Annotated in this window: 23 protein-coding genes and 1 pseudogene; 8 read left to right on the forward strand and 16 right to left on the reverse strand. The window is 65.7% G+C overall.

The genetic code is table 11. From position 1 onward, the window contains the following. The 3 genes from QM712_RS24425 to QM712_RS24435 form a co-directional block, all read right to left on the reverse strand. A partial coding sequence (locus QM712_RS24425) for a CDP-alcohol phosphatidyltransferase family protein (protein ID WP_415025707.1) occupies positions 1–803 on the reverse strand: 803 nt, incomplete at its 3' end. An 85-nt stretch (positions 804–888) separates the two neighbouring features. Continuing rightward, complete coding sequence (locus tag QM712_RS24430) at positions 889–1,587, reverse strand: phosphatidylserine decarboxylase (RefSeq protein WP_415025708.1); 699 nt, start codon at positions 1,585–1,587, stop codon at positions 889–891. A gap of 85 nt (positions 1,588–1,672) precedes the next feature. Then, positions 1,673–3,628: an ABCB family ABC transporter ATP-binding protein/permease gene (locus QM712_RS24435; protein ID WP_415025709.1), complete on the reverse strand. Its 1,956-nt coding sequence runs from the start codon at positions 3,626–3,628 to the stop codon at positions 1,673–1,675. A 201-nt stretch (positions 3,629–3,829) separates the two neighbouring features. Here QM712_RS24435 and QM712_RS24440 point away from each other — a divergent pair, with 201 nt between their 5' ends. Further along, positions 3,830–4,435, forward strand: coding sequence for a TIGR00730 family Rossman fold protein (locus QM712_RS24440; protein WP_415025710.1), 606 nt, complete (start codon positions 3,830–3,832; stop codon positions 4,433–4,435). Between the two features lie 87 nt (positions 4,436–4,522). On the opposite strand, the gene cimA is transcribed toward QM712_RS24440, so the two are convergent. Genes cimA through cysS form a run of 3 tightly spaced genes read right to left on the reverse strand, consistent with a single transcriptional unit; the run spans position 4,523 to position 8,006 of the window. Continuing rightward, positions 4,523–6,121, reverse strand: coding sequence for a citramalate synthase (cimA, locus tag QM712_RS24445; RefSeq protein WP_415025711.1), 1,599 nt, complete (start codon positions 6,119–6,121; stop codon positions 4,523–4,525). Further along, positions 6,118–6,609: a GNAT family N-acetyltransferase gene (locus QM712_RS24450; protein ID WP_415025712.1), complete on the reverse strand. Its 492-nt coding sequence runs from the start codon at positions 6,607–6,609 to the stop codon at positions 6,118–6,120. The genes cimA and QM712_RS24450 overlap by 4 nt, the downstream gene beginning before the upstream one ends. Continuing rightward, entirely contained in the window at positions 6,609–8,006 is a 1,398-nt protein-coding gene (gene cysS / locus QM712_RS24455; RefSeq protein ID WP_415025713.1) for a cysteine--tRNA ligase, read from the reverse strand. The genes QM712_RS24450 and cysS overlap by 1 nt, the downstream gene beginning before the upstream one ends. Before the next feature lie 287 nt (positions 8,007–8,293). Here cysS and QM712_RS24460 point away from each other — a divergent pair, with 287 nt between their 5' ends. Beyond that, positions 8,294–8,599 (forward strand): hypothetical protein, encoded by a 306-nt coding sequence (locus tag QM712_RS24460; protein ID WP_415025714.1) that lies wholly within the window; start codon positions 8,294–8,296, stop codon positions 8,597–8,599. 131 nt (positions 8,600–8,730) lie between these two features. Beyond that, positions 8,731–9,909: a DUF2865 domain-containing protein gene (locus QM712_RS24465; protein WP_415025715.1), complete on the forward strand. Its 1,179-nt coding sequence runs from the start codon at positions 8,731–8,733 to the stop codon at positions 9,907–9,909. 9 nt (positions 9,910–9,918) lie between these two features. Here the strand turns inward: QM712_RS24465 and QM712_RS24470 are convergent, their stop codons facing one another. The 3 genes from QM712_RS24470 to QM712_RS24480 are packed head-to-tail and all read right to left on the reverse strand — an operon-like array spanning position 9,919 to position 13,447. Continuing rightward, positions 9,919–11,676, reverse strand: a complete 1,758-nt coding sequence (locus QM712_RS24470) for an NAD+ synthase (protein ID WP_415025716.1) — start codon at positions 11,674–11,676, stop codon at positions 9,919–9,921. 24 nt (positions 11,677–11,700) lie between these two features. Next, entirely contained in the window at positions 11,701–12,054 is a 354-nt protein-coding gene (locus QM712_RS24475) for a diacylglycerol kinase (protein ID WP_415025717.1), read from the reverse strand. 4 nt (positions 12,055–12,058) lie between these two features. Continuing rightward, on the reverse strand, positions 12,059–13,447 hold the full coding sequence (locus tag QM712_RS24480; RefSeq protein WP_415025718.1) for a class II 3-deoxy-7-phosphoheptulonate synthase: 1,389 nt from the start codon (positions 13,445–13,447) through the stop codon (positions 12,059–12,061). Positions 13,448–13,490: 43 nt separating this feature from the next. On the opposite strand from QM712_RS24480, the gene QM712_RS24485 reads away from it, so the two are divergent. After that, positions 13,491–14,525, forward strand: coding sequence for an alpha/beta fold hydrolase (locus tag QM712_RS24485; RefSeq protein ID WP_415025719.1), 1,035 nt, complete (start codon positions 13,491–13,493; stop codon positions 14,523–14,525). Between the two features lie 3 nt (positions 14,526–14,528). Here the strand turns inward: QM712_RS24485 and QM712_RS24490 are convergent, their stop codons facing one another. Both QM712_RS24490 and QM712_RS24495 read right to left on the reverse strand, forming a co-directional pair. After that, positions 14,529–15,836 (reverse strand): ATP-binding protein, encoded by a 1,308-nt coding sequence (locus QM712_RS24490; protein ID WP_415025720.1) that lies wholly within the window; start codon positions 15,834–15,836, stop codon positions 14,529–14,531. Continuing rightward, complete coding sequence (locus QM712_RS24495; RefSeq protein WP_415025765.1) at positions 15,833–16,495, reverse strand: response regulator; 663 nt, start codon at positions 16,493–16,495, stop codon at positions 15,833–15,835. The genes QM712_RS24490 and QM712_RS24495 overlap by 4 nt, the downstream gene beginning before the upstream one ends. Positions 16,496–16,732: 237 nt before the next feature. Between QM712_RS24495 and QM712_RS24500 the strand changes: the two genes are divergently transcribed. From QM712_RS24500 to QM712_RS24510, 3 genes and pseudogenes are all read left to right on the forward strand, one after another. Further along, on the forward strand, positions 16,733–17,482 hold the full coding sequence (locus QM712_RS24500; protein WP_415025766.1) for a hypothetical protein: 750 nt from the start codon (positions 16,733–16,735) through the stop codon (positions 17,480–17,482). A 124-nt stretch (positions 17,483–17,606) separates the two neighbouring features. Continuing rightward, positions 17,607–17,945 (forward strand): hypothetical protein, encoded by a 339-nt coding sequence (locus QM712_RS24505; protein ID WP_415025767.1) that lies wholly within the window; start codon positions 17,607–17,609, stop codon positions 17,943–17,945. 79 nt (positions 17,946–18,024) lie between these two features. Continuing rightward, positions 18,025–18,812 (forward strand): annotated as a pseudogene (locus QM712_RS24510) (hypothetical protein). Between the two features lie 30 nt (positions 18,813–18,842). Here the strand turns inward: QM712_RS24510 and QM712_RS24515 are convergent. The 3 genes from QM712_RS24515 to QM712_RS24525 all read right to left on the reverse strand — a co-directional run bounded on the left by QM712_RS24515 (position 18,843) and on the right by QM712_RS24525 (position 21,643). Beyond that, positions 18,843–19,835, reverse strand: coding sequence for an alpha/beta hydrolase fold domain-containing protein (locus tag QM712_RS24515; protein ID WP_415025721.1), 993 nt, complete (start codon positions 19,833–19,835; stop codon positions 18,843–18,845). A gap of 82 nt (positions 19,836–19,917) precedes the next feature. Then, positions 19,918–20,580 (reverse strand): FMN-binding negative transcriptional regulator, encoded by a 663-nt coding sequence (locus QM712_RS24520; protein WP_415025722.1) that lies wholly within the window; start codon positions 20,578–20,580, stop codon positions 19,918–19,920. A 136-nt stretch (positions 20,581–20,716) separates the two neighbouring features. After that, positions 20,717–21,643, reverse strand: a complete 927-nt coding sequence (locus QM712_RS24525) for a 2-hydroxyacid dehydrogenase (RefSeq protein ID WP_415025723.1) — start codon at positions 21,641–21,643, stop codon at positions 20,717–20,719. Between the two features lie 141 nt (positions 21,644–21,784). Here QM712_RS24525 and QM712_RS24530 point away from each other — a divergent pair, with 141 nt between their 5' ends. Continuing rightward, positions 21,785–22,654 carry an AraC family transcriptional regulator gene (locus tag QM712_RS24530; RefSeq protein ID WP_415025724.1) on the forward strand — a complete coding sequence of 290 codons (870 nt, stop codon included), beginning with the start codon at positions 21,785–21,787 and terminating at the stop codon, positions 22,652–22,654. A gap of 31 nt (positions 22,655–22,685) precedes the next feature. On the opposite strand, the gene QM712_RS24535 is transcribed toward QM712_RS24530, so the two are convergent. Together QM712_RS24535 and QM712_RS24540 are read right to left on the reverse strand one after the other, a co-directional pair. After that, on the reverse strand, positions 22,686–24,443 hold the full coding sequence (locus QM712_RS24535) for a cytochrome c biogenesis protein DipZ (RefSeq protein ID WP_415025725.1): 1,758 nt from the start codon (positions 24,441–24,443) through the stop codon (positions 22,686–22,688). A gap of 13 nt (positions 24,444–24,456) precedes the next feature. Next, positions 24,457–25,437, reverse strand: coding sequence for an aldo/keto reductase (locus QM712_RS24540; RefSeq protein ID WP_415025726.1), 981 nt, complete (start codon positions 25,435–25,437; stop codon positions 24,457–24,459). Positions 25,438–25,447: the final 10 nt, after the last annotated feature.

Raw genomic sequence — 25,447 nt, forward strand, 5'->3', positions numbered from 1 at the left:
GTGACCTCGCCGGCGGCCGGCGCTGCCGCCCCCGCCGCGTGCGCCTGGTCGCGATACGACTTGTAGCCGAGCGGCAGGCTGAGCAGATACAGCGCCGTGCCGATCGAGAGCACGTGCCAGGGATAAGCGATCAGAAGCGCGATGAAAACGATCACCGCGACGAACGCCGGCAGCACCAGTTCAGGCGGCACGCGCATGCGCTTGGTCTTGCCGGAGAACACCGGCAGGCGCGACACCATCAGGAAGGCGATCAGCAGCGTATAGGTGGCCGTCACGGCCGCCGGGATGCGGCCGAGTTCGAGGAACGCTATGTAGATCGGCAGCAGCACGGTGATCGCGCCGGCCGGCGCCGGCACGCCGGTGAAGAAATTGGCGGCGAAGGCCGGCTTGTTGGGGTCGTCCATGGTCGCGTTGAACCGCGCGAGGCGCAGACCGCCGGAGATCGCGAAGACCATCGCGGCGATCCAGCCGGCATTGCCGAGCTCGTGCAGCTGCCAGAAATACAGCATCAACCCGGGCGCGACGCCGAAATTGACGAAGTCGGCGAGACTGTCGAGTTCGGCGCCGAATTTCGACTGGCCCTTGATCAGGCGAGCGATGCGGCCGTCGATGCCGTCGAGCGCGGCCGCGAACACGATGGCGTAGACGGCGAGCGACATCCGCCCCTCGATCGACAGCCGGATCGCGGTCAGGCCGGCGCAGATCGCCAGCAGCGTGATGACGTTGGGCACCAGCATCCGCACCGGGATCGGGCGAAACCGCCGGCGGCGCGCATCAGGGTCTTTGAAGTCATAGGGCGTCATGGCTCGTCCTCACCTCATGGCGAGATATAGCAAGCCGCCCCCGCCTCCGCCATTGCGGCAGACGGCCCCCGGAGCGACCGATTGGTTAATTGGCGCGGTAGGTGCGGCTGGGGTCCTCGCCGGCCAGATCGGCGAGAATCGTCTCGCCGGCGATCGCGGTCTGCCCCTCCGACACCAGCGCCCTGGTGCCCACCGGCAGATAGACGTCGAGCCGCGAGCCGAAGCGGATCAGGCCGAACCGCTCGCCCGCCCCGATCGACTGGCCTTCCTTGACGAAACAGACGATGCGCTTGGCGACGAGGCCGGCGATCTGGATCACGCCGATCCGGGCCGTGGGCGTCGAGATGACCAGCGAATTGCGTTCATTGTCCTCGCTCGCCTTGTCGAGCTCGGCGTTGATGAAGAGGCCCGGCCGATAGGCGATGCGGTCCACCCTGCCGGCCACCGGGCTGCGGTTCACGTGACAATTGAACACGCTCATGAAGATGGAGACGCGCGGCAGCGGCCGGTCGCCCAGACCCAGTTCCGCAGGCGGCAGCGCCATGGTGATCATCGAGACACGGCCGTCGGCCGGCGAAACCACCAGGCCCTCGCGTACCGGCGTCACCCGCACCGGATCGCGGAAGAACAGCGCGCACCAGACGGTCAGGATCGTGCCGATCCACCCGAGCGGTGACCACAGCCAGAACAGGACGAGGCTTGCCAGCGCAAAGCCGCCGATGAAGGGATAGCCCTCCTTGTGGATCGGCGGGATCTGACGCTGGATCGAATCGAGAATGGACATCGCTATCTGCCACTGAGGGTTGGTGGCGCAAGGGTCGCCTCGCGCGCCGGTGCTGTTTAGGCCAGAGTTGGCACCAGAGACAAGGTCACTCCGCAGCCGCCTGCGGCGTAATGACGTCCTCGACCGGCGGCGGCTCCCGGTTCGGCGCCTCGTTGCTGTCGTCCATCCTGGCCAGTTTCTCGCGCGCTGCCTCCGCCTCGCGCTGCCTGTTCCACATGCTGGCATAGAGGCCGCCCACCGCGAGCAGTTTCGCGTGGGTGCCCCGCTCGGCGATGCGGCCCTGGTCCAGCACGATGATCTCGTCGGCGCCGACGATGGTCGAGAGCCGGTGCGCGATCACCAGCGACGTGCGGTTCTTGGCGACGCGGTCGAGCGCGCCCTGGATCTCGTGCTCGGTATGGGTGTCGAGCGCCGAGGTCGCCTCGTCCAGCACCAGAATCGGCGGCGCCTTCAGCACGGTGCGCGCGATCGCGACGCGCTGCTTCTCGCCGCCGGACAGCTTCAGGCCCCTCTCGCCCACCTGGGTCTCGTAGCCCATGGGCGCCAACCGGATGAACTGGTCGATCTGTGCCAACCGCGCGGCCTGCTCGACTTCGTCGTCGCTCGCGTCCCAGCGCCCGTAGCGGATGTTGTAGCGGATGGTGTCGTTGAACAGCACGGTGTCCTGCGGCACCATGCCGATGGACGCCCGCAGCGAAGCCTGGGTGACGTCGCGAATGTCCTGGCCGTCGATCAGGATCCGTCCGCCGGAGACGTCATAAAGCCGGAACAGCAGCCGCGAGATGGTCGACTTGCCCGCGCCGGAGGGGCCGACGATCGCAACCGTCTTGCCCGCCGGGACCTCGAAGCTGATCCCCTTGAGGATCGGGCGCGTCGGCTCGTAGGCGAAGCGCACGTCCTCGAAGCGCACCGTGCCGGCGGAAATCGCCAGCGGCCGCGCATCGGGCGCATCCTTGATCTCGGCGTCGCGGCCGATCACGCCGAACATCTTCTCGATGTCGATGATGGCCTGCTTGATCTCGCGATAGACCATGCCCATGAAATTCAGCGGCTGGTAGAGCTGGATCATCATGGCGTTGACCAGCACGAAGTCGCCGACCGTGTTGCGCCCCTGGCGCACGCCGATCGCGCACATCAGCATGGTCGCGGTCAGTCCCAGCGTGAAGATCACGGCCTGACCGGTGTTGAGCACGGCGAGCGAAGTATAGGTGTGGACGCTCGCCTCCTCGTAGCGCGCGACGGAGCGGTCGTAGCGCTGCGCCTCGCGGGTCTCGGCGCCGAAATATTTGACGGTCTCGTAGTTCAGCAGCGAGTCGATCGCCTTGGTGTTCGCCTCGGTGTCGGAATCGTTCATCCTGCGGCGGATGCCGATCCGCCATTCGGTCGCGATGTAGGTGTAATACATGTAGACCGCGACAGTGATCAGCGTCGCCAGCACGTAACGCCAGTCGAACTGCCAGAGCAGCACTCCCATCAGCAGCGAGACCTCGACGATGGTCGGGATCAGCTGGAGGATCACCATCCGGACGATGACCTCGATGCCCTCGCGTCCGCGCTCGAGCACACGGGTCAGCCCGCCCGTCTTGCGCTCCAGATGGAAACGCAGCGACAGTTCGTGCATGTGGACGAAGGTGATGGTAGCGAGCTTGCGCACCGCATGCATGGCCACGCGCGCGAAGATGCCGTCGCGCCATTGCGTCAGCACCGCCATCACGATGCGCATGGCGCCGTAGCTCGCCGTCAGCAGCAGCGGCGAGGCGATCACCCAGAGGTGCCAGTTGTCGGCCTGCACCGGCGCGGTGTTGGCGCCGGTCAGCGCATCCGTCGCCCATTTGAAGCTGAACGGCACCGTCAGCGTAATCAGCTTGGCGGCGAGCAGCAGCACCATCGACCAGACCACGCGCATCTTCAGGTCGAAACGGTCGCTCGGCCAGATATAGGGCCATAGATGCGCCAGCGTTCCGATCAGGGTGGCGCCGGCCGGCGATCCGGCGGCTTGATCGGGCGCCTCGGCACCGTCGGGCGAATGGGGATGGTCCATCGAGAGAGCCTGAAAGCCCGCCGGATGCGGGCGCTTTACGACTGGTTGTTTTCGCTCGTCATATAGAAGCTTCCGGACCCGAGCGCACCCCGCCACATGGCGAATCTTTGATTGTTTGTCGTCATTTACCGGTAGATTTCCGGGGGCTGAGAATCACCCTTTGGGCTTGACGCCCCCTCGCTGCAATGCATCATGGTACCAATGAGCACGATCAAAACCGTCTGTGTCTATTGCGGCTCCGGCCCCGGAACCAACCCCCACTTCATCGAAGGCGCCAAGGCGTTCGGCAAGGCGCTCGCCGAGAACAACATCCGCCTCGTCTATGGCGGCGGTTCGCTCGGCATGATGGGCGCGGTGGCCAGCGCGACCCTCGATCATGGCGGCTCCGTCACCGGCATCATCCCCGACTTCCTCACGAAGCGCGAGAACGCACTGACGCGCGCGCAGGAGATGATCGTCACCCCCGACATGCACGAGCGCAAGCGGCTGATGTTCGAGCGTTCCGACGCCTTCGTCGCGCTGCCGGGCGGCATCGGCACGCTGGAGGAACTCGTCGAGCAATTGACCTGGAAGCAACTCGGCCGTCACGCCAAACCCGTGCTGCTCGCCAACTTCGACAATTTCTGGGAGCCGCTGTTCTCGCTGCTGTCGCACATGCGCCAGACCGAGTTCATCCGGGCCGAGCTTTCGGTCGATATCCTCAAGGCCGATCGCGTCGAGGAGATTCTGCCGATGCTGAACGCCGCGGCAGCCCGGGTCGCCGACGAGAACAAGAAGCTCGCACCGGAAGTCGCCCGCAAGCTCTGAGTGAGCTGCGATCGGTCGGGACGACATCCTTCGAGATGATTGCTTCGCAAGTCCTTCAGGTCGAGGGGCCGTGCGGGCCTATGAAAACTATGCCGGCGCGCCCGACTTGACGAGCTTGTAGATCACCGAATCCATCAGTGCCTGGAACGAGGCATCGATGATGTTCGGGGACACCCCGACCGTGGTCCAGTTGTCGCCATTCTCGTCCTCGCTCTCGATCAGCACGCGCGTCACAGCGCCCGTGCCTCCATTGAGGATACGCACGCGATAATCGATCAGCTTCAGGCCCTCGATGTATTTCTGGTACTTTCCGAGGTCCTTGCGCAGGGCGACGTCGAGCGCGTTGACCGGACCGTTGCCTTCCGCCGCCGAAATCAGATGTTCGCCGGCGACGTCGACCTTGACCACGGCCAGCGCCACCGTGACGCGCTCGCCGAGCGAATTGTAGCGCTGCTCGACATTGACGTCGAACTGCTCGACCTCGAAATAATGCGGCACCTTGCCGAGGGTGCGGCGCGCCAGAAGCTCGAACGACGCATTGGCGGATTCATAGGCGTAACCGGCAGCCTCCCGCTCCTTCAATTCCTCGACCAGCCGCGTCAGCTTCGGATCGGTCTTCTCGTAGGCGATGCCGGCGCGGTCGAGTTCGGCGATGACGTTGGAGCGGCCGGCCTGGTCCGACACCAGCACCTTGCGGTGGTTGCCGACCGATTCCGGCGTCACGTGCTCGTAGGTCTGCGGATCCTTCAGCACGGCGGATGCATGGATGCCGGTCTTGGTGACGAAGGCGCTCTCGCCGACATAGGCGGCGTGCCGGTTGGGCGCGCGGTTGAGCATGTCGTCGAGCGTGCGCGAAACCTTGACCAGCGTCGCCAGCTTCTCCGGCGTCACGCCGATCTCGAAAACTTCGGCAAAATCCTTCTTCAATGTCAGCGTCGGGATCAGCGAGCAGAGATTGGCGTTGCCGCAACGCTCGCCGAGACCGTTCAGCGTGCCCTGGATCTGACGTGCCCCGGCGCGCACCGCGGCGAGCGAATTCGCAACCGCCTGCTCGGTATCGTTATGGGCGTGGATGCCGACGTGATCGCCGGGGATGTGCCTGGTCACCTCGCCGACGATGGCCTCGACCTCGTGCGGCATGGTACCGCCATTGGTGTCGCACAGCACGACCCAGCGCGCTCCGGCGTCATAGGCAGCCTTCGCGCAGGCGAGCGCGAAGGCGGCGTCTTCCTTGTAGCCGTCGAAGAAATGCTCGCAGTCGAGCATCACCTCGCGGCCGGCGGCCTTCGCGGCGCCCACGCTGTCGCGGATCGACGCGAGATTTTCTTCCCTGGTCGTCTCCAGCGCGACGCGCACCTGATAGGCCGAGGATTTGGCCACGAAGCAGATCGCCTCGGCCTTCGCCTCGAGGAGCCCGGCGATTCCCGGATCGTTGGAGACCGACCGCCCTGCCCGGCGCGTCATGCCGAAGGCGGTGAAGCGCGCATGGTTGAGCCTGGGCTTGGTGCCGAAGAACTCGGTGTCGGTCGGATTGGCGCCGGGATAGCCTCCCTCGACATAGTCGATGCCGAGCTCGTCCAGCATCGCCGCGATGACCTGCTTGTCGGCCAGCGTGAAATCGACGCCATTGGTCTGGGCGCCGTCGCGCAGCGTGGTGTCGAAGAGGTAGAGGCGCTCCCTGCTCATTGAGCTGCTCCGAGCGTCTTCTTCATGGTGGTGTTGGCGAGCCACTCGTCGTTCATGGTGACGCTGTTGCGCTGCTGCGCGATGTATCCGCGCTTGGCGAAGAAGCCCTGCGCCGTGTCGCTGGCATCGACCGTCAGGCTTTGCACACCGCGGCCGCCGGCGAGCTTCTCCAGCGCGTCCACCAGCAGGGTCGCGACGCCCTGCCCGGCCACAGCCGGATGCACATAGAGCATGCGGATGTGATCGTTGCCGCGGAGCGAGGCGAAGCCGACGGGCGAGCCATCGAGCGTTGCGACCAGCGTCAGGTCGGCTGTCAGGCGTTTGCCGAACTCTTCGGTTTCCGCCGCATCCATCCAGGCCTGCTGCTGCGCCTCACTGTAATCATCCCCGGTCAGCTCCTCGATGCTGGCGGTGAAGATCGCGGCGAGCACCGGCACGTCGGCCGGCAGGAGCGGCCGCAGCGCGGGTGTTGGGAGCGCACGTGCCATTACGCGAGCTCCCAGGTCGTCACGGGCTTGCCTTCGGCGTCCTTGCCGTCCTTCAGCACGACCCCCCTGGCGGCGAGCTCATCGCGGATGCGATCGGACTCCCTGAAGTCCTTCCGTCCCCGAGCGGCAGCGCGCTCCGCAATCAGGCGCTCGATCTCGCCCGCATCGACACCGCTCGCCTGCTGCTTGCGGCCGGCCCACTCGGTGGCGCTCTCGGCGAGGAAACCGAGCAGCCGCAGCGACGCGGCCAGGCCGCCGATGTCGGACGCATGGCGCAGACCGTGCAGCGCCGCGATCGCCTGCGGCGTGTTGAGGTCGTCGAGCAGCGGCTCGACCACGGATGGAGCGGGCTTGCCCGGCTCGGCGTCGGCCGCGACGCGATACCAGTCGTCGAGCGTCCTTGCGCTCTCCTCCAGCGACTTCATGGTCCAGTCGATCGGCGAGCGGTAGTGCGTCTTGAGCATGTTCAGACGCAGCACCTCACCGGGCCAGTCCGCGAGCAGCTCGTGGATGGTGATGAAGTTGCCGAGCGACTTCGACATCTTCTCGCTCTCGACCTGCAGGAAGCCGTTGTGCATCCAGTAGTTCGCCATGCGCTGCTGATGGAAGGCGCAGCAGGTCTGCGCCACCTCGTTCTCGTGGTGCGGAAACACGAGATCGATGCCGCCACCGTGGATGTCGAAATGCTCGCCGAGATGCTTCCAGGCCATGGCCGAGCACTCGATGTGCCAGCCCGGCCGCCCCTGCGCGGCGATACCCGCGGGCGACGGCCATGACGGCTCGCCCGGCTTGGACGGCTTCCACAGCACGAAGTCGGTCGCATCGCGCTTGTAGGGCGCGACATCGACGCGGGCACCGGCGATCATCTCGTCCAGCGAGCGCTTCGACAGCGCGCCATAGCGCGGCAGCCCCGAATTGGCTGCGTTCATCGCCTGCGGCGAGAACAGCACATGGTCCTCGGCTACGTAGGCGAAGCCGCCCGCGACCAGTTTCTCGATGATCTCGCGCATCTCGGCGATATGCTCGGTCGCGCGCGGCTCGACGCTCGGCCGCAGCGCGCGCAGAGCATCGACGTCGGCATGAAACTGCCGGCCAGTCTGCTCGGTGACCTTGCGGATCGCCTCGTTCAGCGGCAGGCCGGGAAAATCACGCGCGGCACGGTCGTTGATCTTGTCGTCGACGTCGGTGATGTTGCGGACATATTTGACGTGCGCCTCGCCATGGAGATGGCGCAGCAGCCGAAACAGCACGTCGAACACGATGACCGGGCGCGCATTGCCGATATGGGCGAAGTCGTAGACGGTCGGTCCGCAGACATACATGCGGACATTCTTCGCATCGAGCGGCGCGAACGGCCGCTTCTCCTTCGTCAGCGTATCGTAGAGGCGCAATTCCATGTGGATACCCGTCGGCTGGTGGCCGGGCGTCCGAGGCTCTCAATTTTTTGAGAAAAGACGGCTCCAGCCAGCGAATCGCTAGCTCGTAATCTCGCGGCAAATAATGCAGATGGCGAGGAAACCGTTCATGCGGCCACATATGGGCCACGAACGGCCCTGGCGTCAAGAGAGCCGCGAAAATGCCGTCTTGTCTCCGCAATGCGCCGCGCCCCGCCATGATGGTTCGTTATCCTTAACCTTTTGAGACTACTCGGAGGCCGGCGGTTCCCCCCAAGCCCCGGTGCACCATGCGATCCCTTTTCGCGCTCCTTTCCTGTGCCTCCATTCTCGCGGCCAGCGCCGCAGTCGCCGAGACCCGCGTCTTCATCATCGCCAACCAGGCTGATGGCTACGGTGTCGACCAGTGTCTTTCCAGGGGCGAGAAATGCGGCGCGCAGATCGCCCGCACCTACTGCCAGTCCCGGGATTTCACCCAGGCCGCGGCCTACCGCCGGGTCGATCCCGACGAAATTACCGGCTCCGTCCCCAAAACCGGCGCAAACTGCTCCCATGGCCATTGCGACGATTATGTCGCAATCACCTGCCAGCGCTGAATTCGCTCGGAACTGGCGGACCTTAGGCCCAATCTCTGGCCCCTGAAACGACGTGACGATGCCGCTGGAAGCGGCTATTGGAGGGCGCGCTTCGGCCCTCCAGCGTCACATTGGGCCGTGACCTCGCTAGAATGGCGGATATGCCTGCATCCTTGTCTCTCTCCCGTCCTCGCTTCATCCTTGCCTGCGCCGTGCTGCTGAGCACGGTCGTGCTCGCCAGCGACGCCTCTGCCCAGGCTGGTCCGCCTCCGTCTGCCCAGGGTGGACCCGGCTCGAACCCCATGTGCGTGCGGCTGGAGGGGCAGCTTGCCGCCCTCGACCGTGGCACCGGCGGTGACCCCGCGCGCGAAGACCAGATCCGCCGCTACCAGGATTCCCAGACCCGCCAGCAGGCCGAACTCGATCGCGTGACCATGCAGGCCAAGCGCATGGGCTGCGACTCCTCCGGCTTCTTCTCGTTGTTCAACGGCCAGTCGGCGCAGTGCGGTCCGGTCAACACCCAGATCCAGCAGATGCGCGCTAATCTGGACCAGATCACCGCCAATCTCGAGCGCCTGCGTTCCGGCGGCCCCGGCGGCATGAGCCCCGAGCGGGACAACCAGCGCCGCTCCGTGCTGCTCGCGCTGGCGCAGAACAATTGCGGACCGCAATACGCCAACGCCGCGCAGTCGCAGGGCGGCAACTTCCTCAGCAACCTGTTCGGTGGCGGCAACAGCGCCAACAATCCGCCCGGCGCACCACCGCCCGCCGATCTCGGTCCGCAATCCGGTACCTATCGCACGGTCTGCGTCCGCACCTGCGACGGCGCCTATTTCCCGATCTCGTTTGCGACCGTGCCGGCGCGCTTCCCCGATGACGAGAAGAGCTGCAAGGCGCTCTGCCCCGCGGCGGAAGCCTCGCTCTATGCCTACCGCAATCCCGGCGAGGATATGAGCTCGGCGGTTTCCGTCAGCGGGCAGCCCTACTCGGCGCTGCCGAACGCGTTCAAATTCCGCAGCGAGTTCAATCCATCGTGCTCCTGCAAGGCCGCCGGTCAGAGCTGGGCCGATGCGCTGAAATCGGCCGACGACAAAGCCACCGTCGAGCAGCAGGGTGACATCATCGTCACCGAGGAGAGCGCCAAGAAGATGCAGCAGCGGCAGCTCAGCAAGGGCACGCCCGCCAATGCCAAGAAGGGCGCAGCTCCGCCGCCGGCAACCGCCGCAGCCCCCGCCGCGACACCGCCCGCCGATACCGGCGCGTCGGCGACGTCGGACAACAAGCCGATCCGCTCGGTCGGTCCGACCTTCCTGCCGCAACAGCAGAAATAGGCCTCAAGCTTACCCCTCGAACGCGTCGATCGAGGCGCGGCTGCCGCGCGAGACCAGCGACTCGTCGGCGGCCGGCTGCGGGTCGCCGTTGTCGCGAAAGCGGTTTGTGATGGGATAGCGGCGGTCACGGCCAAAGTTCCTGCGTGTCACCTTCACGCCGGGCGCGGCTTGACGCCGCTTGTATTCGGCGACGTTGAGAAGGTGGTCGATGCGGGTGACCGTCTCGCGGTCGAAGCCGGCGGCGATGATCCGGTCGAGTGGCTCCTCGTGCTCCACCAGACGCGCGAGGATGGCATCGAGCACGTCGTAAGGCGGCAGCGAATCCTGATCGGTCTGGTTCTCGCGCAGCTCCGCAGTCGGCGGGCGCGTGATGATGTCCGGCGGAATCACCTCGCCTGCGGGCCCGAGCGCCCCCTCGGGCTTCCAGCCGTTGCGCAACGCCGCCAGCCGAAACACCTGGCTCTTGTAGATGTCCTTGATCGGATTGAAGCCGCCGTTCATGTCGCCATAGAGCGTGGCGTAGCCGACCGACATTTCCGACTTGTTGCCGGTGGTCACGACCATCAGCCCGGTCTTGTTGGAGATCGCCATCAGGAGCGTGCCGCGGGTGCGGGCCTGAAGGTTTTCCTCGGTGATGTCCGGCGGCAGATTCTTGAAGATGCTCGAGAGAATGGTCTCGAACCCGTTCACGGCTTCCGCGATCGGCAGGACCTCGTAGCGAATGCCGAGACGGCCTGCGAGTTCGCCGGCATCGGCGATCGAGCTCGGCGCGGTGAAGCGATAAGGCAGCATCACGCCGTGCACCTGATCGGCGCCGAGGGCATCGACAGCGATCGCCGCGCACAGAGCGGAATCGATGCCGCCGGAGATGCCGAGCAGCACGCCCGGAAATCCGTTCTTGCCGACATAGTCGCGCAGGCCGAGCACGCAGGCGGCATAATCGGCATTGTCGCCTTCCGGCTGCGGCGAGACCGGCCCCGCGCAGCGCCAATCATCGCCGTTCCTGGCGAAGCGGAGCGTGGTGATGCTTTCTTCGAATGCCGGCAATTGCGCCGCGAGCGAGAGATCGCCGTTGAGTGCGAAGGACGCGCCGTCGAACACCAGCTCGTCCTGCCCGCAGACCTGGTTGAGATAGACCAGCGGCAGACCGCTTTCGGTAACCCGCGCCACAGCCACCGACAGGCGCACATCGGCCTTGTCGCGGGCGTAGGGAGAGCCGTTCGGCACCAGGATGATCTCCGCGCCGGTCTCTGCGAGAGTCTCGACCACGTTCTCGTAGTCCTCGGACTCCTCCAGCCAGATGTCCTCGCAGATTGGCACGCCGATGCGCACACCGCGCACCGTCACGGGACCTGCGGCGGGACCGCGCGAGAACAGCCGCTTCTCGTCGAACACGCCGTAGTTCGGCAGATTGCACTTGAAGCGCAGGCTCGCGATGCGGCCGCCGTCGAGCAGCGCGCAGGCATTGTAGAGCCTGCCGTCCTCGACCCAGGGCGTGCCGACCAGCATGGCCGGCCCGCCGTCGGCGGTGTCGCGCGCCAGACTCTCGATCGCGCCCCGGCAGGCCGCCTGGAAGGCCGGCTTCTGCACGAGGTCTTCCGGCGGATAGCCCGCGATGAACAGCTCTGGAAACAGCACGAGATCGGCGCCCTCGCCGGCGGCTGTTGCTCGCGCCGCCCTCACCTTCGCGGCGTTGCCCGCGATGTCGCCCATGGTCGGATTGAGCTGGGCGAGCGTGACCGCGAATGCATTGAGACGTTCGGTCATGGCCGCCTTTGTCCGACCCTGTGACTAGACGAAACCCAGGCGCTCGACGATCGCGAAAATCCAGAACGCGCCGGTCATCAGCAAGGCAACGCCGACCGCGGCCGAGCCCATGTCCTTGACCCGCCCGATCTGCTTGTCGTGGTCCATGGTCAGGCGGTCGGCGAGTTTCTCGATCGCGGTGTTGAGCAGCTCGACCACCAGCACAAAAGCGACCGAGCAGACCAGTTCGACTGCCCGCATCGCGGTCGCTGCGACGAGCCACGCCAGCGGCAGCGACAGGATGAGTGCAAAAATCTCCTCGCGGACGGCCTGCTCCGAGCGGAACGCGAAGGCCAGACCGTTGCGGGAGTTGATCGTGGCCTTCCAGAGCCGCAGCAAGGTCCTAGAGCCCCGCTGCGGCCGGCATCGGCTGAGCCTTGCCGGCGCGTTCCTGCTTGAGGAGCTCCGCGACCAGGAAGGCCATGTCGATGGATTGCTCGGCGTTGAGGCGGGGATCGCAGACCGTGTGATAGCGGTCGTTGAGATCCTCGTCCGTGATCGCGCGGGCGCCGCCGAGGCACTCGGTGACGTCCTGGCCGGTCATCTCCAGGTGCACGCCGCCGGCATGCGTCCCTTCGGCGGCGTGGATCGCGAAGAACGACTTCACCTCCGACAGGATGCGGTCGAAGGGGCGCGTCTTGTAGCCACTGGTGGAGGTGATGGTATTGCCGTGCATAGGATCGCACGACCAGACCACCGCCCTGCCCTCGCGCTTCACCGCGCGGATCAGGTTCGGCAGATGCTCGCCGACCTTGTCGGAGCCGAAGCGGCCGATCAGCGTCAGCCGGCCCGGTTCGTTGTCGGGGTTGAGCACGTCGATCAGCTTCAACAGTTCGTCGGCCTTCAGCGACGGGCCGCACTTCAGTCCGATCGGGTTCTTGATGCCGCGGAAATATTCGATATGGCCGTGATCGAGCTGCCGGGTGCGGTCGCCGATCCAGATCATGTGACCCGACGTCGCGTACCAGTCGCCGGTCGTGGAATCGACGCGGGTCATGGCCTGCTCGTAGCCGAGCAGCAACGCCTCGTGGCTGGTGTAGAAATCGGTCGCGCGAAGCTCGGGATGGGCTTCGAGATCGAGGCCGCAGGCGCGCATGAAGTTGAGCGCGTCCGAGATGCGGTCGGCCAGCTCCTTGTAGCGGCGGGACTGCGGCGAGTCCTTCAGGAAGCCGAGCATCCATTGATGCACGCTGCCGAGATTGGCGTAACCGCCGGTGGCGAACGCGCGCAGCAGGTTCAGCGTCGCGGCCGATTGGCGATAGGCCATCAGCTGGCGCTGCGGATCCGGCACGCGCGCTTCCTTGGTGAAGGCGATATCGTTGACGATGTCGCCGCGATAGCTCGGCAGCTCGACGCCGTTCACCTTCTCGGTCGGCGAGGAGCGCGGCTTTGCGAACTGGCCGGCGACGCGGCCGACCTTCACCACGGGGACGGCGCCGGCATAGGTCAAGACCACCGCCATCTGGAGCAGCACGCGGAAGAAATCGCGGATGTTGTTGGCGCCATGCTCGGCGAAGCTCTCGGCACAGTCGCCGCCCTGCAGCAGGAAGGCCTCGCCGGCGGCCACCCGCGCCAGCGACTTCTTCAGGTTGCGCGCCTCGCCCGCGAACACCAGCGGCGGAAAGGTTGCAAGCTGCGCCTCGACATCGGCCAGCGCCTTGGCGTCGGGATAGTCGGGCACCTGCAGAACCGGCTTGCTGCGCCAGGACTCGGGCGTCCACCGCTCGGACATCGCAATCTCTCCGTGAAGCAAAAAGTACAACCTGATCTGTGGGTTGCGAAGGGCCGCCTTATACACAGGCTGGCCGCCGGCCGCCAGTTGTAAATCCATTTCGCACTGCAAACCCTTGCGGCGAAAGCTGAATTCGCATTTGCTGGAAGCAGCGAGGAAACTGGCAGGACACCGGCCGTCCATGGACGCGGCACTAGACGACGTTTTCGTCGACGACATCACCTTCCCGGCGACCGACGGGTATTCACTGACCGGCACCCTCTTCCTGCCGCGCGGCGCCAAGCGTCATGCCGTGCTGATCAATTCGGCGACCGCCGTGCCGCGCAAGATCTATCGCGGCCTTGCCTCCTACCTCGCCCATCGCGGCTGCGCGGTCCTGACCTATGACTACCGCGGCATCGGCGGCTCCCGGCAACCGGCGATGGTCGGCTACAACCAGCCGAAATCGCTGGTCGGCTTCAAGGCCTCGATGTCGGACTGGGCCGCCCTCGACGTCACCGCCGCGGTGAGTTGGATGCGCGGGCGCTACCAAGCCTTGCCGCTCGCCTATGTCGGCCACTCCTTCGGCGGCCAGGCGCTCGGGCTGATCGAGAACAACGCCGAGATTTCGCGCGCGATGTTCGTGGCATCGCAGGCGGCGACGTGGCGGCTGATGACATCGCCGGAAAAGTATCGCGTCTTCGCCTTCATGAATTTCGTCGGCGTGCCGCTCGTCCACACGCTGGGCTATGCGCCGGGCTGGGCCGGCGTCGGCGAGGACCTGCCCAAGGGCGTGTTCCTGCAATGGGCCGATTGGGTCTCCAGCCCCCGCTATCTCTTCGATTCCAGGCTGCCGGCGCTGGAGAACTTCGCGAAATTCAAGGGCGAGCTGCGCGCGCTCTGCTTCTCCGACGATCCCTGGGCGACGCGACCGGCGGTCGAACTGCTGACGTCGGGGTTCACCTCGATCAAGCCGGAGGTGCTGACGGTGCAACCGTCCGACATCGGCGCCAAGGCGATCGGCCATTTCGGCTTCTTCCGCCCCGAGCACCGCGACACGCTGTGGCGCGGCGCGGCGGAATGGATTCAGGAAGAATGAGGTTCAGGCGGCTGCCGCGGGCAGCCTGACGAGAACCCGCAACCCCGTTCGTCCGCTCTCGGCGATGTTCGCAGCTTCAATGGACCCGCCAAGCCGGTCTACGATGCGCTTGACGATCGAGAGACCAAGACCGACGCCATCCCCCTCCGGACGCTGCCCGCGAAAGAACGGCTCGAATATCCGGCCGATCTCGTCGGAGGACACGCCGGGGCCTGCATCCTCGATCCGCAGGATGGCCTTGTCGCCATCCCCGTAGACCCACACATCGATCCGCCCGCCCCTCGGCGAAAAGCGCAGCGCGTTGTCCAGGAGATTACGGACCACGGCGGCCAGCATCACGGCTTCACCGCGCACCACCGTTTGCTCGACGCGCGTGAAACCGAGGTCGGCGCCGCGATTAACGGCCTCCGGCAATGCATCGGCGACGACCTCTTTCGCCACGCTGTCGAGCTCCACGATCGGAAGCGCCGTCTCAGGCGCGCCCGCATCGTACCGGGCGAGCGCGAGCAGCTGGTCCAGCAAGTGCCTGCTGCGGCGGATGCCCTGCCGGAGTGCCGCGAGACGATCGCGCGCAGCCACGGGCAGATCGACCGGATCGAGATTCTCGGCTTGAAGGCTCAGCGCGGTGATCGGCGTGCGCAGCTCGTGCGCGGCATCCGCGACGAAGCGGCGCTGCTGGTCCATCAGCAGGCGCACACGCTGCAGCAGTCCGTTGATCGATGCGATGAACGGATGCAATTCGCTCGGCATCTGCATCGGCGGCAGCGGCGTCATGTCGTCTGCGCGCCTCCGGTCGAGGTCGTCGGCCAGGCGAACCATGGGCCTCAGCGAGCGCGCGATCACGATCGCCGTCACCAGCAGCAGGCAGGGAACGAGCGCCGCGATCGGCAACACGGTGCGGAACGCCATGTCGCTCGCGATTTCGTCGCGCACGGAGGTGCGTTGCGCCACGGCGAACCGGCTGCCATCGGCCCGGGTCCGCAGCAGCACGCGGATCGGCTGTCCCTTGCGCGTCGCCAGCGCGAGACCATCCTTGAGGGTCCAGAGCTTGAGCTCGTCATCGGAACTATGCGGCGTCGCGGCCTGATCGATCAGCCACACTTCGGCGTCCTCATCGACCCCATGAAGCTCGCGGCCTCCGGTGAAGCTGCCGCCCTGAACGAGACCAGCGATCTGGATCAGGACCGAGTCCTGCATCTCGATGGCCTCGTTGAAGGCCCAGCGATGAGCGAACAGGCCGCCGGCAATGCCCGTCAGCAGGATCACCGCCGTGAGGCCGGCAAACAGACGGCCGCGCAAGGACCTGATCATGGGCGCCGGTCCACCATCCAGCCGACGCCTCGGACGTTGCGGATCGCGTCGGGGCCGAGCTTCCTGCGCACCGCATGGATCAGGAACTCGATCGCGTTGCTCGCAACCTCCTCATTCCATCCATAGAGCTGCCGCTCCAACTCGCCGCGCGACAGGATCGTGCCCGGCCGCGACAGCAGCGCCTGCAGCAGCGCGAATTCGCGCGCGGTGAGCACGGCCGATCTGTCCAGATAGGACGCCTCGCGGCTCGCGGGATCGAGGCTGAGCTTGCCGTTGCCGAGTTGCGCCGGCGAGCCGCTCGCCTCGCGCCGCGTGACCGCGCGTATCCGCGCCAGCAACTCCCGGATCTCGAACGGCTTGACGAGGTAATCGTCGGCGCCGAGATCGAGGCCCTCGATCCGGTCGTCGATGGCATCGCGCGCCGTCACGATGATGATGGGAAGCCTGCGGCCATTCGCGCGCAGCCGTCGCAGGATGTCGCGACCGTCCGCGTTCGGTAGCCCGAGATCGAGCAGCAGCACCTCGTAGGACTCGCTCACAGCGGCCAGCAAAGCGGTCTCGCCGTCCCTCACCCAGTCGACGGCATAGGCCGCGTCCTTCAGCGCCTGTTCGACGGCCGCGCCGACCATCCTGTCGTCCTCGATCAGCAGAACCCGCAACGCTCGATCCTCAAGCTCCGTCGGCCATTCGGCCTCAGAGATCATGGCCATCCCGACTTAGCGCAAAGTTAGGGAGCGCCGGCAGGCCCAAATTGCGGCGAAGCGCATCCCGGCGCGAAATTTCTCACCCCTAAGCCGGGCCTAAGTCGGGCCGTCGACGGTGCCGCATCACTTCGGGCAAAGGCCGGCTTTGGGAGATTTGGCGTGTCGCAACATTCAGCCATTGGCGCAAGACGAATGCTGAACAAGGTTCCAGAGGTCACCGCGATCTTCTGGGGCATCAAGATCCTCTCGACCACGGTCGGCGAGACCGGGGCCGACTACCTCGCGGTGCATGTCGGCCTCGGCGCAGGCCCGACCGCGATCTGCATGACGGCCCTGCTCGCTGCGGCGCTTCTCCTGCAACTGAGCCGCCGTGCCTACGTGCCCTGGATCTACTGGCTCACGGTCGTTCTGGTCAGCATCGTCGGCACCCAGCTCACGGATCTCCTGACCGACAAGCTCGAGGTCAGCCTCTATGCGAGCACCGCGGCATTCGCCTGCGCCCTCGCAGCCACCTTTGCGGTCTGGTACGGCTCCGAGCGCACGCTCTCGATCCACACCATCGTCACCACACGGCGGGAGCTGTTCTACTGGACCGCGATCCTGTTCACCTTCGCGCTCGGCACCGCAGCCGGTGACCTTGCAACGGAAGCGATCGGCCTCGGCTTTCAGCTCGGCGTCGTCGCCTTCGGCGCGCTGATCGCGGCGATGGCGACAGCCTACTATCTCGGCGCCGATCCCGTGCTCACCTTCTGGCTTGCCTACATCCTCACCCGTCCGCTCGGTGCCTCGCTCGGCGACCTGCTGTCGCAATCACGCGACTATGGCGGCATGGGCCTCGGCACGATCCAGACCAGCGTCGCCTTCCTGACCGTGATCGTTGGTCTCGTCGCCTGGTTGACGTTCGAAGGCGACGGCGCGCGCCGGACCGATCCCGCGCAATAGCCCTACGACCGAGACTTCAACCCCTCCTGCATGAACGCAGGAGACCACAAGGAGAAACCTCATGATCAAGCTCGTTCCCGCCGTCGCCGTTTGTCTGCTCACGACCTTCACCGCAGAGCCCCGCATGCATGCCAGCGAACACATCACCTTCGTGCCGCTGGCGGAGGCCGCGACTGCGAAACTCGGCGATCTCACGCCGTTCCGCACCATCGTGGTCGATGTCGCCGCGCTCATCGACAAGGGCGACCTTCCCGGCGCCAAGATCCGGATCAAGGACCTCGAGACCCGATGGGACGAGGCCGAAGCCGGATTGAAGCCGCGCGCGGCCTCCGACTGGCACAGCGTCGACAAGGCGATCGATCGCGCACTGGAGGCTCTGCGCGCCAACACGCCGGACGCCGCCAAATGCAAGCAGGCGATCACCGATCTGCTCACGGTCATGGATGGCGTCGCCAAGGCCTGACACGGCCCACGCGCATCAATCCCGATCCAGCGCGTCAGCCGCGGACGGACGTCGCGGCCGACGCAGCCAAGAGGACATCATGCAGGACGACACGAACAACGGCGCCATCACCGGCAACAGCAAGGTCCCTGAAGTCACGCTCGGCTTCTGGATCATCAAGATCGCCGCGACGACGCTGGGCGAGACTGGTGGCGACACCGTGACGATGACTTGAACTGGGGCTATCTCGCCGGAACGTGCCTGTTTCTGGCCGCCATGATCGTGCTGGTTGCCGCGCAGATCCGGGCCAGCAAATTCCATCCCGCGCTGTACTGGGCGACCATCGTGGCGTCGACGACCTTCGGCACCACCATGGCCGACTTCGCCGATCGTTCGCTCGGCATCGGCTATACGGGTGGCTCGACACTTCTGCTCACCTGTCTCGCGCTGGTGCTTGGCCTCTGGTATCGCGCGGAAGGAACGATCTCGGTCGACAGCGTCAGCACGCCGCGCGCGGAGGCATTCTATTGGGGCGCCATCACCTTTTCACAGACGCTGGGCACCGCGCTCGGCGACTGGATCGCCGACATCGGCAACATGGGCTATCGCGGCGGCGCGCTGATCTTCGCGGCGGGTCTCGCCGTCATCACCGCGCTGTATCTCTGGACCCGCGTCTCACGCGTCACGCTGTTTTGGGCAGCATTCATCCTGACCCGTCCACTCGGCGCAACCGTGGGTGACTTCCTCGACAAGCCACTCGACCATGGCGGTCTGGCCCTGAGCCGGCCTCTGGCGTCGGCCGTCATCGCCGCGTTCATCGTGGTGTGCCTGCTGCTCATCCCGCAACGCGCGGGACAGCATCCGGCCGTCGGTGAACGCGCGGCGTGACGACGTTTGCGGCCCTGCCCCGGAATGATCCTAACTCGATCTGGAATGCTGATCGAGCCAGCGCGCCGTGTCTTCGAACGCCTCGACGGCTATGTCGGCGATGGAGACGGCTTCCAGGAAACTATGCACCGTTCCAGGATAGACTTTCGACGACACGCTGCAGCCGGCCGCCTGCAATCGCTCGATCATCAGAATGTTGTCGTCGTAGAGCGGGTCGCACTCGTCGATCACCAGGAACGACGGTGGCAGTCCCTCCAGCCGCGCCTCGATCGGCGCCAGCCGCGGATCGGTGCGGCTGGCGTCGATGTAGAGCGAACGAAACCACATCGACATGTGGATCGAGAGACCGTATTCGCCCGCTCCGTATTTGAGCCAGGCTGGGGAGTGGATGAAGGTGTCGGTGCCGAACGCATACCCGCCATAATTCAGCACCATTCCCGCCACAGGCGGCAGGCCCGCATCGCGAAACGTGATGCTGACGCCGACCGACAGGAGCGCGCCGGCGGAATCCCCGCCGACGAAGAGCTGACCAGCCTCGAATCCGAAACGCGCTGCGTTGGCGCGCAACCACTGCACCGTGTCCACGCACTCATCCAGCGAGTGCGGAAACTTCCCTTCGGGCGCGCGGGTATAGTTGATGCCGATCACGACCATGCCGGCGCGGTCGGCATATTCGCGCATGACCCGATCGTGGGTGTTGATGCTGAACAGAACGAAGCCGCCACCGTGGATATAGAGCAAGGCGCCCGACAGCTTGCGCCGCGCCGGCGTATAGACGCGCAGCTCCACCTCGCCGTGGCGCGTGGGCGCCATCAGGTCTTCCGTCTTCGCCATGACCGGACCGCCGGCGGTCCATTGGGCGCGAACCCGCTCCGCGATCTCGCGCCCCTCCGCGATCGAAACGGTGTCGCGACGCGGATATTTGGCTCCCTCGCTGGCCATCCGGCGCAGGAATTCCTGGATCTGCGGATCGAGTGGCGCAGGCGGTGCCGGCTGGGAAATCGCGGCGAATGCAGGGTCCATGGCAGTGTCCTGGTGTTGGGTCCGGAAGAAGCCTGTGTGTGGACGCGGACGGAAGATCTGCTCGCGAGGCGGCCGCGCTGGTCTAGCCGGCTTGTCCGCCGGGTGGATTTGTCGCGGCGACCGGCTCGGGAAGGTCCGTGAACGAGAAGCGCTCCATCAACCGGCTCACCAGGCGCTGAGACAGGTCCCCGTTGCTGAGGACGCGATGAACCCTGTAGCGGTCGTCCGGCGCGTTCTGCTGGCCGAGCCTGAGTTGGGTCTGAATGTCCGTGATGTCGATGTTGAAGCCGACGATGCCGGGCAGCAGCTTGTCGATGTAGGGCCCGATGCTGTCCGGCGTCCAGCCGGATGACGGCGGGTCCATTTCGTTGGACAGCCGGACCACCATGTCGCGCAATTCGCGCTCCGACGTCAGCTGTGGTCTCCCGCGCACGTGAACGCTGGCGAACAGCCACGTCGGCGCCCGCGGATTCGTCCCGTACCAGCCGGGCGAGACATAGGTATTCGGGCCGAGGAAGGTCACGAGAACCTCCTGTGCGCCGTCAAGGCATTTCCACTGCGGATTCGCGCGCGCGCAATGTCCGATCAGCCGCCCCAGCGGGCCATGGCCGCGGTCGATCATGAACGGAAGATGGCTGACCTCGATCCCCTGCCCGGCGGAGACCAGAGAGCCGAGCCTGATTTCTTCGATCAGGTCATAGGCGGTCTCGCGATCGGAATTGCGGAATGCGGCCGGGACGTACATCTCTTCCAAACTCGCTGGAGGGGTTGCGCGAGTCGTTCTCGACCGCGTGTCGGCCGGGAGGATCGTATGGTCGGCTGCAGCCTGCTTTCGACGCCGGGCCAACAACTATCGCAACTGGGCCGCCTCGGCCGGACGCTCAATAGCCCCGCGCGACGTCCACGCGATTGAGCAGTTCCTCGCCGGCCTCGAAGCGCCGCACGTTCTCCGCAATCTGCTCCGCGATGACGCGCGGCTTGGCGAGGCCCGCCATGTGGGGCGTAATCAGGATGCCGGGTTCACGCCACAGCGGATGATCGGGCGGTAGCGGCTCCTGGGCGAAGACATCGAGAATGGCACCGCGCAGATGCCCCGACCTCACCAGCGCCACCAGATCGTCCGGAACAAGATGTTCGCCACGGCTGCACAGGACCAGCGCCGCGCCTTCCGGCAGCAAGCCAAGCCGCGCGACGTCAAGGATGCCGCGGGTCGCATCGGTCAACGGCAGCATGCAGACCAGAACGTCGGTCGCGGCGAGGAAGTCCGGCAGGGCAGTATCGCCGGCGTAGACCGTCACACCCTCCACCGACTTCGCGGTCCGCGACCAGCCGGAAACACGATAGCCGAACGGCACGAGCCTGTTGGCAGCCGCGAGGCCCAGCGTGCCCAAACCAAGGATGCCGACGCGGACATCGCCGGCCGCCTTCTGATCGTAGCGCATCCATGCGCCTTCGCTTGCGTGCGCGATCGCCCGGTCGAAATGCCGATGGAAGTACAGCACGCTCCAGACGACATATTCGGCCATCGCCATGGCCAATCTGTCGTCCTGGATTCGGCAGACGGGACAATCCGGCAAATCAGGATCGCTCAGGATGTTGTCGACGCCGGCGGCGATCGAGTGAATGAGCTTCAGATTCGGCATCGCCGCCAGCACGCCCGGCAGCGGCTGCCAGCACACCGCGATCTCGGCGTCATTGGCCCCCGGGTCGGGCCATGTCGAAATCCTCGCATCCGGCAAGGAACGCTGCAGATGCGCGAGCAGGAACCCCGAGATGTCCTGCCGGCTGACGATGGCGATCGATGTCATTGCTGGTCAAAACATGTGCAGCAAAGCCGAACAGAACGACTGCCGCCGCAGGCACGTGGATAATTCTTCGAGCTTGCAGAATATCAGGAGAAGACGTTTATTCTGTCTTCAGAGGGTCAAATACTGTCGCAGATGGGCCAGATGCATCTTTCCTCTTCGCAGCCGCACCGCGCTACTGCTCTTCCCGCCTCGGCCGCCGTCATCCAGGGCAATGCAGCAATCCGCAAGCGCGCCGAGGAGCTTCAGATTGTGCGGCGCCCGATCGCCGCCCTGGCGAGTGAATATCCATCCGGCGGCGTCGGCAGACGCCACTCCCATCGCCGCGCCCAGTTCATGCACAGTCTCACCGGCGTGCTCACGGTCATTACGGATGACGGGACCTGGTCGGTCTCGCCGCGGAACGCGCTGTGGATTCCACCCAGCGTCGCCCATCAGGTGCGCTGCTGGGGGCACATTCAGCTCCGAACCCTCTACATCGAGCAGGACGTCGTCGCCGACATGCCGACATCCTGCCAGCTGATCGAGGTTTCGCCCCTGTTGCGCGAACTCGTCAACGAAGCGACCACGTTCTCGCAGGACGAAGAGCTTCGCGGGCGCGAAGAGCAGATCACGTCGCTCATTCTGGGCGAGCTCGTCCATGTGGCGACCGCCGAATCCGCGCGCGCTCCGATGCCCGCCGACCGAAGGCTGGTCCGCATCTGCGGCGCCATCATGCGAGACCCCAGCAACAGCGAGGACATCGACCACTGGGCGCGCTACGGCAATATCGGCCGGCGTACGCTGACGCGGCTGTTCCGGAAAGAGACGGGGATGAGCTTCGTCGAATGGCGCCAGCACGTCCGCCTGCTCGAAGCGTTGTCGCGCCTGAGCACCGGTGAACCCGTCACCCATGTCGCACTCGATCTCGGCTATGGAAGCCCGAGCGCGTTCACCGCCATGTTCCGCCGCGCTCTCGGCGCATCACCGCGCAACTATCTGCGCTGGACCGATCGAGAGGCAGACGAGCACTGATGGAAGCCGGCCGGCCTCCGCAAGGCAGCCTTCAGCCGAACGTAAACGCGTAGGCCTGGACGCCGGGGTCGAGGAAGCGGATCTCGAAGGTGTGGTCGGCGACACCGTCCGGGTTACGGATGAGTTGGTAAAGCCGCTGCGTCGTCACCACGCCGTCGCCGTCGGCATCCGCATCCATGCCATGCGCGACACCCGGCGGCTTGCCGTCGATGGTGATGCGGAAGCGGACGCTGCTGCCTTCGGTTGCCGGGCCGAGCACCAGATGCAGGTCGCGGGCGTGAAAGCGGTAGACGATGCCGCCATCAGGCGCGTTCAGTTGGGCGCGCTCCTGCCCGACGGTCCAGTTGCCGATCAGCGACCAGTCGTTGAGCTGCGGCTCGCCGGCGGCGTAGACGTGGCTCTCGTCCTTCACCACGCCGCCGGGCGAGACGAAGTTCTCGCTGCGATCATAGCCGACATAGGTTTCCGGCGATCTCACATCGGCGCCGTCCGAGGCCGCGGCCTGCGCGCCCGACGCTTTCACGGCGACGATGTCGGACGGAACATTGCTGTTGCCGGCTTCGGCAAGCAGCGTCTGGATCACGCGCTCCGACTCCGCATACTCGCCTTCGCCGAAATGGTGGTGACGGACCTTTCCGTTCGCATCGATGAAGTAGTGCGCGGGCCAGTATTGGTTCTCGAAGGCACGCCAGATCTTGTAGTCGTTGTCGATAGCGACGGGATAACCGATGTTGAGCGCGGCAACCGCATTTTTGACGTTGTCGACGTTGCGCTCGAAGGCGAATTCCGGTGCGTGAACCCCGATCACCACCAGCCCACGGTCGCGGTATTTCTCCGCCCAGGCGCGGACATAGGGAATCGAGCGCAGGCAGTTGATGCAGGAATAGGTCCAGAAATCGACGAGGACGACCTTGCCCTTCAGTTCGTCCAGGGTCAGCGGCGGCGAATTCAGCCATTCCTGCGCACCGGCGAGTTTGGGATCGAGATCCTCGACCGGGAGCGCATCCGGCGCGTTATCGCCGGCCGGCCGGGCCTGCATCGACGGACCCGTCATCGCCGTTTTCGCGTTCGGATGCAGCCTGTCGAGCAGCGCCTGCTCCAGCGACGTCGTGCTGCCGACCGAGAGGTTGGTGAGAAAACCGGTGTCGAGACCGAGCGAAATCGCGACGACGGCAGCAAGCACTGCGACGCCGACGCCGCGCCTGATCCATTCCCCGGCGCTGATCGAGCGCTTCATCGCTGCGAACACCCGGCCGCCGACCAGCAAGGCCAGCGCCAACGAGGTCGCAGCGCCCGCGGCGTACACCAGAAGCAGCAGCGCCGTTCCGGCATTGGCACCCCGAAGCGCGGCACCGGTCAGGATCAGGCCGAGCACCGGCCCGGCGCAGGGCGCCCAGAGAAAGCCGGTGGCAATTCCCAGCACGAACGGCGCAATCAGGCCGTCCTCGCCGGGCGGCCCCGCCGATTGCGACATCCGCGCGCCGACCGCCACCAGTGGCCGCATCAGGCGATCGGCGAGTTCGGGAAGCACCAGAGTCAGGCCGAATATCGCAAGCAGGATCAGCGCGGCGGCGCGTCCGTATTGATTGGCCGACACGACCCAGCCGCCGGCCACCGACGCCAACGTCGCGACCACCGCGAAGGCCAGCGACATGCCGATCAGCATCGGCAGCCCGTTCCTGAGGAACGGGCGATCGGCGCGCGCCAGCACGAAGGGAATGACCGGAAGGATGCACGGACTCACGATGGTCAGGACGCCACCGAGATAGGCCAGCACGTAGAGAATCATGAGCCCGCTCTGGTCAGGAGAAGCCGGACACCCGGTGCGGCACGTAAGGCGCCTCCAGGGCCTTGATCTCGTCGTCACCGAGTTTGAGCGAGAGCGCGGCAACGGCATCGGTGAGATGCTCGACCTTGGACGCGCCGATGATCGGCGACGTCACGCCCTTCTTCTGGAGCAGCCAGGCCATCGCGACCTGCGCCCGCGGCACGCCGCGCGCCGCCGCGACCTTGCCGACGGCCTCGATCACCTGACGATCCGAGTCGGGAAAATCATTGTAGAGCGTCTTGCCGAACTCGTCGGTCTCGAGCCGCGCACTGCTTTCGTTCCAGCCGCGCGTCAGCCGGCCGCGCGCCAGCGGACTCCACGGCATCACCGCGATGCCCTGATCGCGGCAGAACGGCAGCATCTCCCGCTCCTCCTCGCGATTGATGAGGTTGATGTGGTCCTGCATGCTGACGAACTCGGTCCAGCCGTTCATCCGCGAGGTGTAGATCGCCTTCGCGAACTGCCACGCATACATGTTGGAGGCGCCGATATAGCGCGCCTTGCCGGCCTTCACGACGTCGTGGAGCGCCTCCATCGTCTCCTCGATCGGCACCGTCGGGTCGCCACGATGGATCTGGTAGAGATCGACGAAGTCGGTGCCGAGCCGCTTCAGGCTGTTGTCGATCTCGGCGAAGATCGCCTTGCGCGACAGCCCCGCCCCGTTCGCCCCCGGCCGCATCCGTCCATTGACCTTGGTGGCGAGCACGATGTCGTCGCGGCGCACGAATTCCTTGAGCGCGCGGCCGACGATCTCCTCCGAGGTTCCGTCGGAATAGACGTTGGCGGTGTCGAAGAAGTTGATGCCGAGATCGAGCGCCTTGCGGATCAGCGGGCGGCTCTTCTCGTCGTCGAGCGTCCAGGGATGCGGGCCGCGGTCGGGGATGCCGTAGGTCATGCAGCCGATGCACAGGCGGGAAACACCGAGACCGGTCTTGCCGAATTTGACGTAGTCCATCTTCTTGCTC

Origin of the sequence: Bradyrhizobium sp. (assembly GCF_047605465.1) — a bacterium.
Lineage (GTDB): Bacteria > Pseudomonadota > Alphaproteobacteria > Rhizobiales > Xanthobacteraceae > Bradyrhizobium.

Bases quoted from the DNA above. Each gene is read 5' to 3' on its own strand.
- cimA (WP_415025711.1), bottom strand. From the start codon at position 6,121: ATGAGCAGGGAGCGCCTCTACCTCTTCGACACCACGCTGCGCGACGGC.
- cysS (WP_415025713.1), bottom strand. From the start codon at position 8,006: ATGGAATTGCGCCTCTACGATACGCTGACGAAGGAGAAGCGGCCGTTC.
- QM712_RS24515 (WP_415025721.1), bottom strand. From the start codon at position 19,835: ATGGACCCTGCATTCGCCGCGATTTCCCAGCCGGCACCGCCTGCGCCA.
- QM712_RS24435 (WP_415025709.1), bottom strand. From the start codon at position 3,628: ATGGACCATCCCCATTCGCCCGACGGTGCCGAGGCGCCCGATCAAGCC.
- QM712_RS24480 (WP_415025718.1), bottom strand. From the start codon at position 13,447: ATGTCCGAGCGGTGGACGCCCGAGTCCTGGCGCAGCAAGCCGGTTCTG.
- QM712_RS24505 (WP_415025767.1), top strand. From the start codon at position 17,607: ATGCATGCCAGCGAACACATCACCTTCGTGCCGCTGGCGGAGGCCGCG.
- QM712_RS24525 (WP_415025723.1), bottom strand. From the start codon at position 21,643: ATGACATCGATCGCCATCGTCAGCCGGCAGGACATCTCGGGGTTCCTG.
- QM712_RS24465 (WP_415025715.1), top strand. From the start codon at position 8,731: ATGGCGGATATGCCTGCATCCTTGTCTCTCTCCCGTCCTCGCTTCATC.
- QM712_RS24450 (WP_415025712.1), bottom strand. From the start codon at position 6,609: ATGGCACGTGCGCTCCCAACACCCGCGCTGCGGCCGCTCCTGCCGGCC.
- QM712_RS24530 (WP_415025724.1), top strand. From the start codon at position 21,785: ATGCATCTTTCCTCTTCGCAGCCGCACCGCGCTACTGCTCTTCCCGCC.
- QM712_RS24440 (WP_415025710.1), top strand. From the start codon at position 3,830: ATGAGCACGATCAAAACCGTCTGTGTCTATTGCGGCTCCGGCCCCGGA.
- QM712_RS24520 (WP_415025722.1), bottom strand. From the start codon at position 20,580: ATGTACGTCCCGGCCGCATTCCGCAATTCCGATCGCGAGACCGCCTAT.
- QM712_RS24470 (WP_415025716.1), bottom strand. From the start codon at position 11,676: ATGACCGAACGTCTCAATGCATTCGCGGTCACGCTCGCCCAGCTCAAT.
- QM712_RS24490 (WP_415025720.1), bottom strand. From the start codon at position 15,836: ATGATCAGGTCCTTGCGCGGCCGTCTGTTTGCCGGCCTCACGGCGGTG.
- QM712_RS24540 (WP_415025726.1), bottom strand. From the start codon at position 25,437: ATGGACTACGTCAAATTCGGCAAGACCGGTCTCGGTGTTTCCCGCCTG.
- QM712_RS24430 (WP_415025708.1), bottom strand. From the start codon at position 1,587: ATGTCCATTCTCGATTCGATCCAGCGTCAGATCCCGCCGATCCACAAG.
- QM712_RS24500 (WP_415025766.1), top strand. From the start codon at position 16,733: ATGCTGAACAAGGTTCCAGAGGTCACCGCGATCTTCTGGGGCATCAAG.
- QM712_RS24535 (WP_415025725.1), bottom strand. From the start codon at position 24,443: ATGATTCTCTACGTGCTGGCCTATCTCGGTGGCGTCCTGACCATCGTG.
- QM712_RS24460 (WP_415025714.1), top strand. From the start codon at position 8,294: ATGCGATCCCTTTTCGCGCTCCTTTCCTGTGCCTCCATTCTCGCGGCC.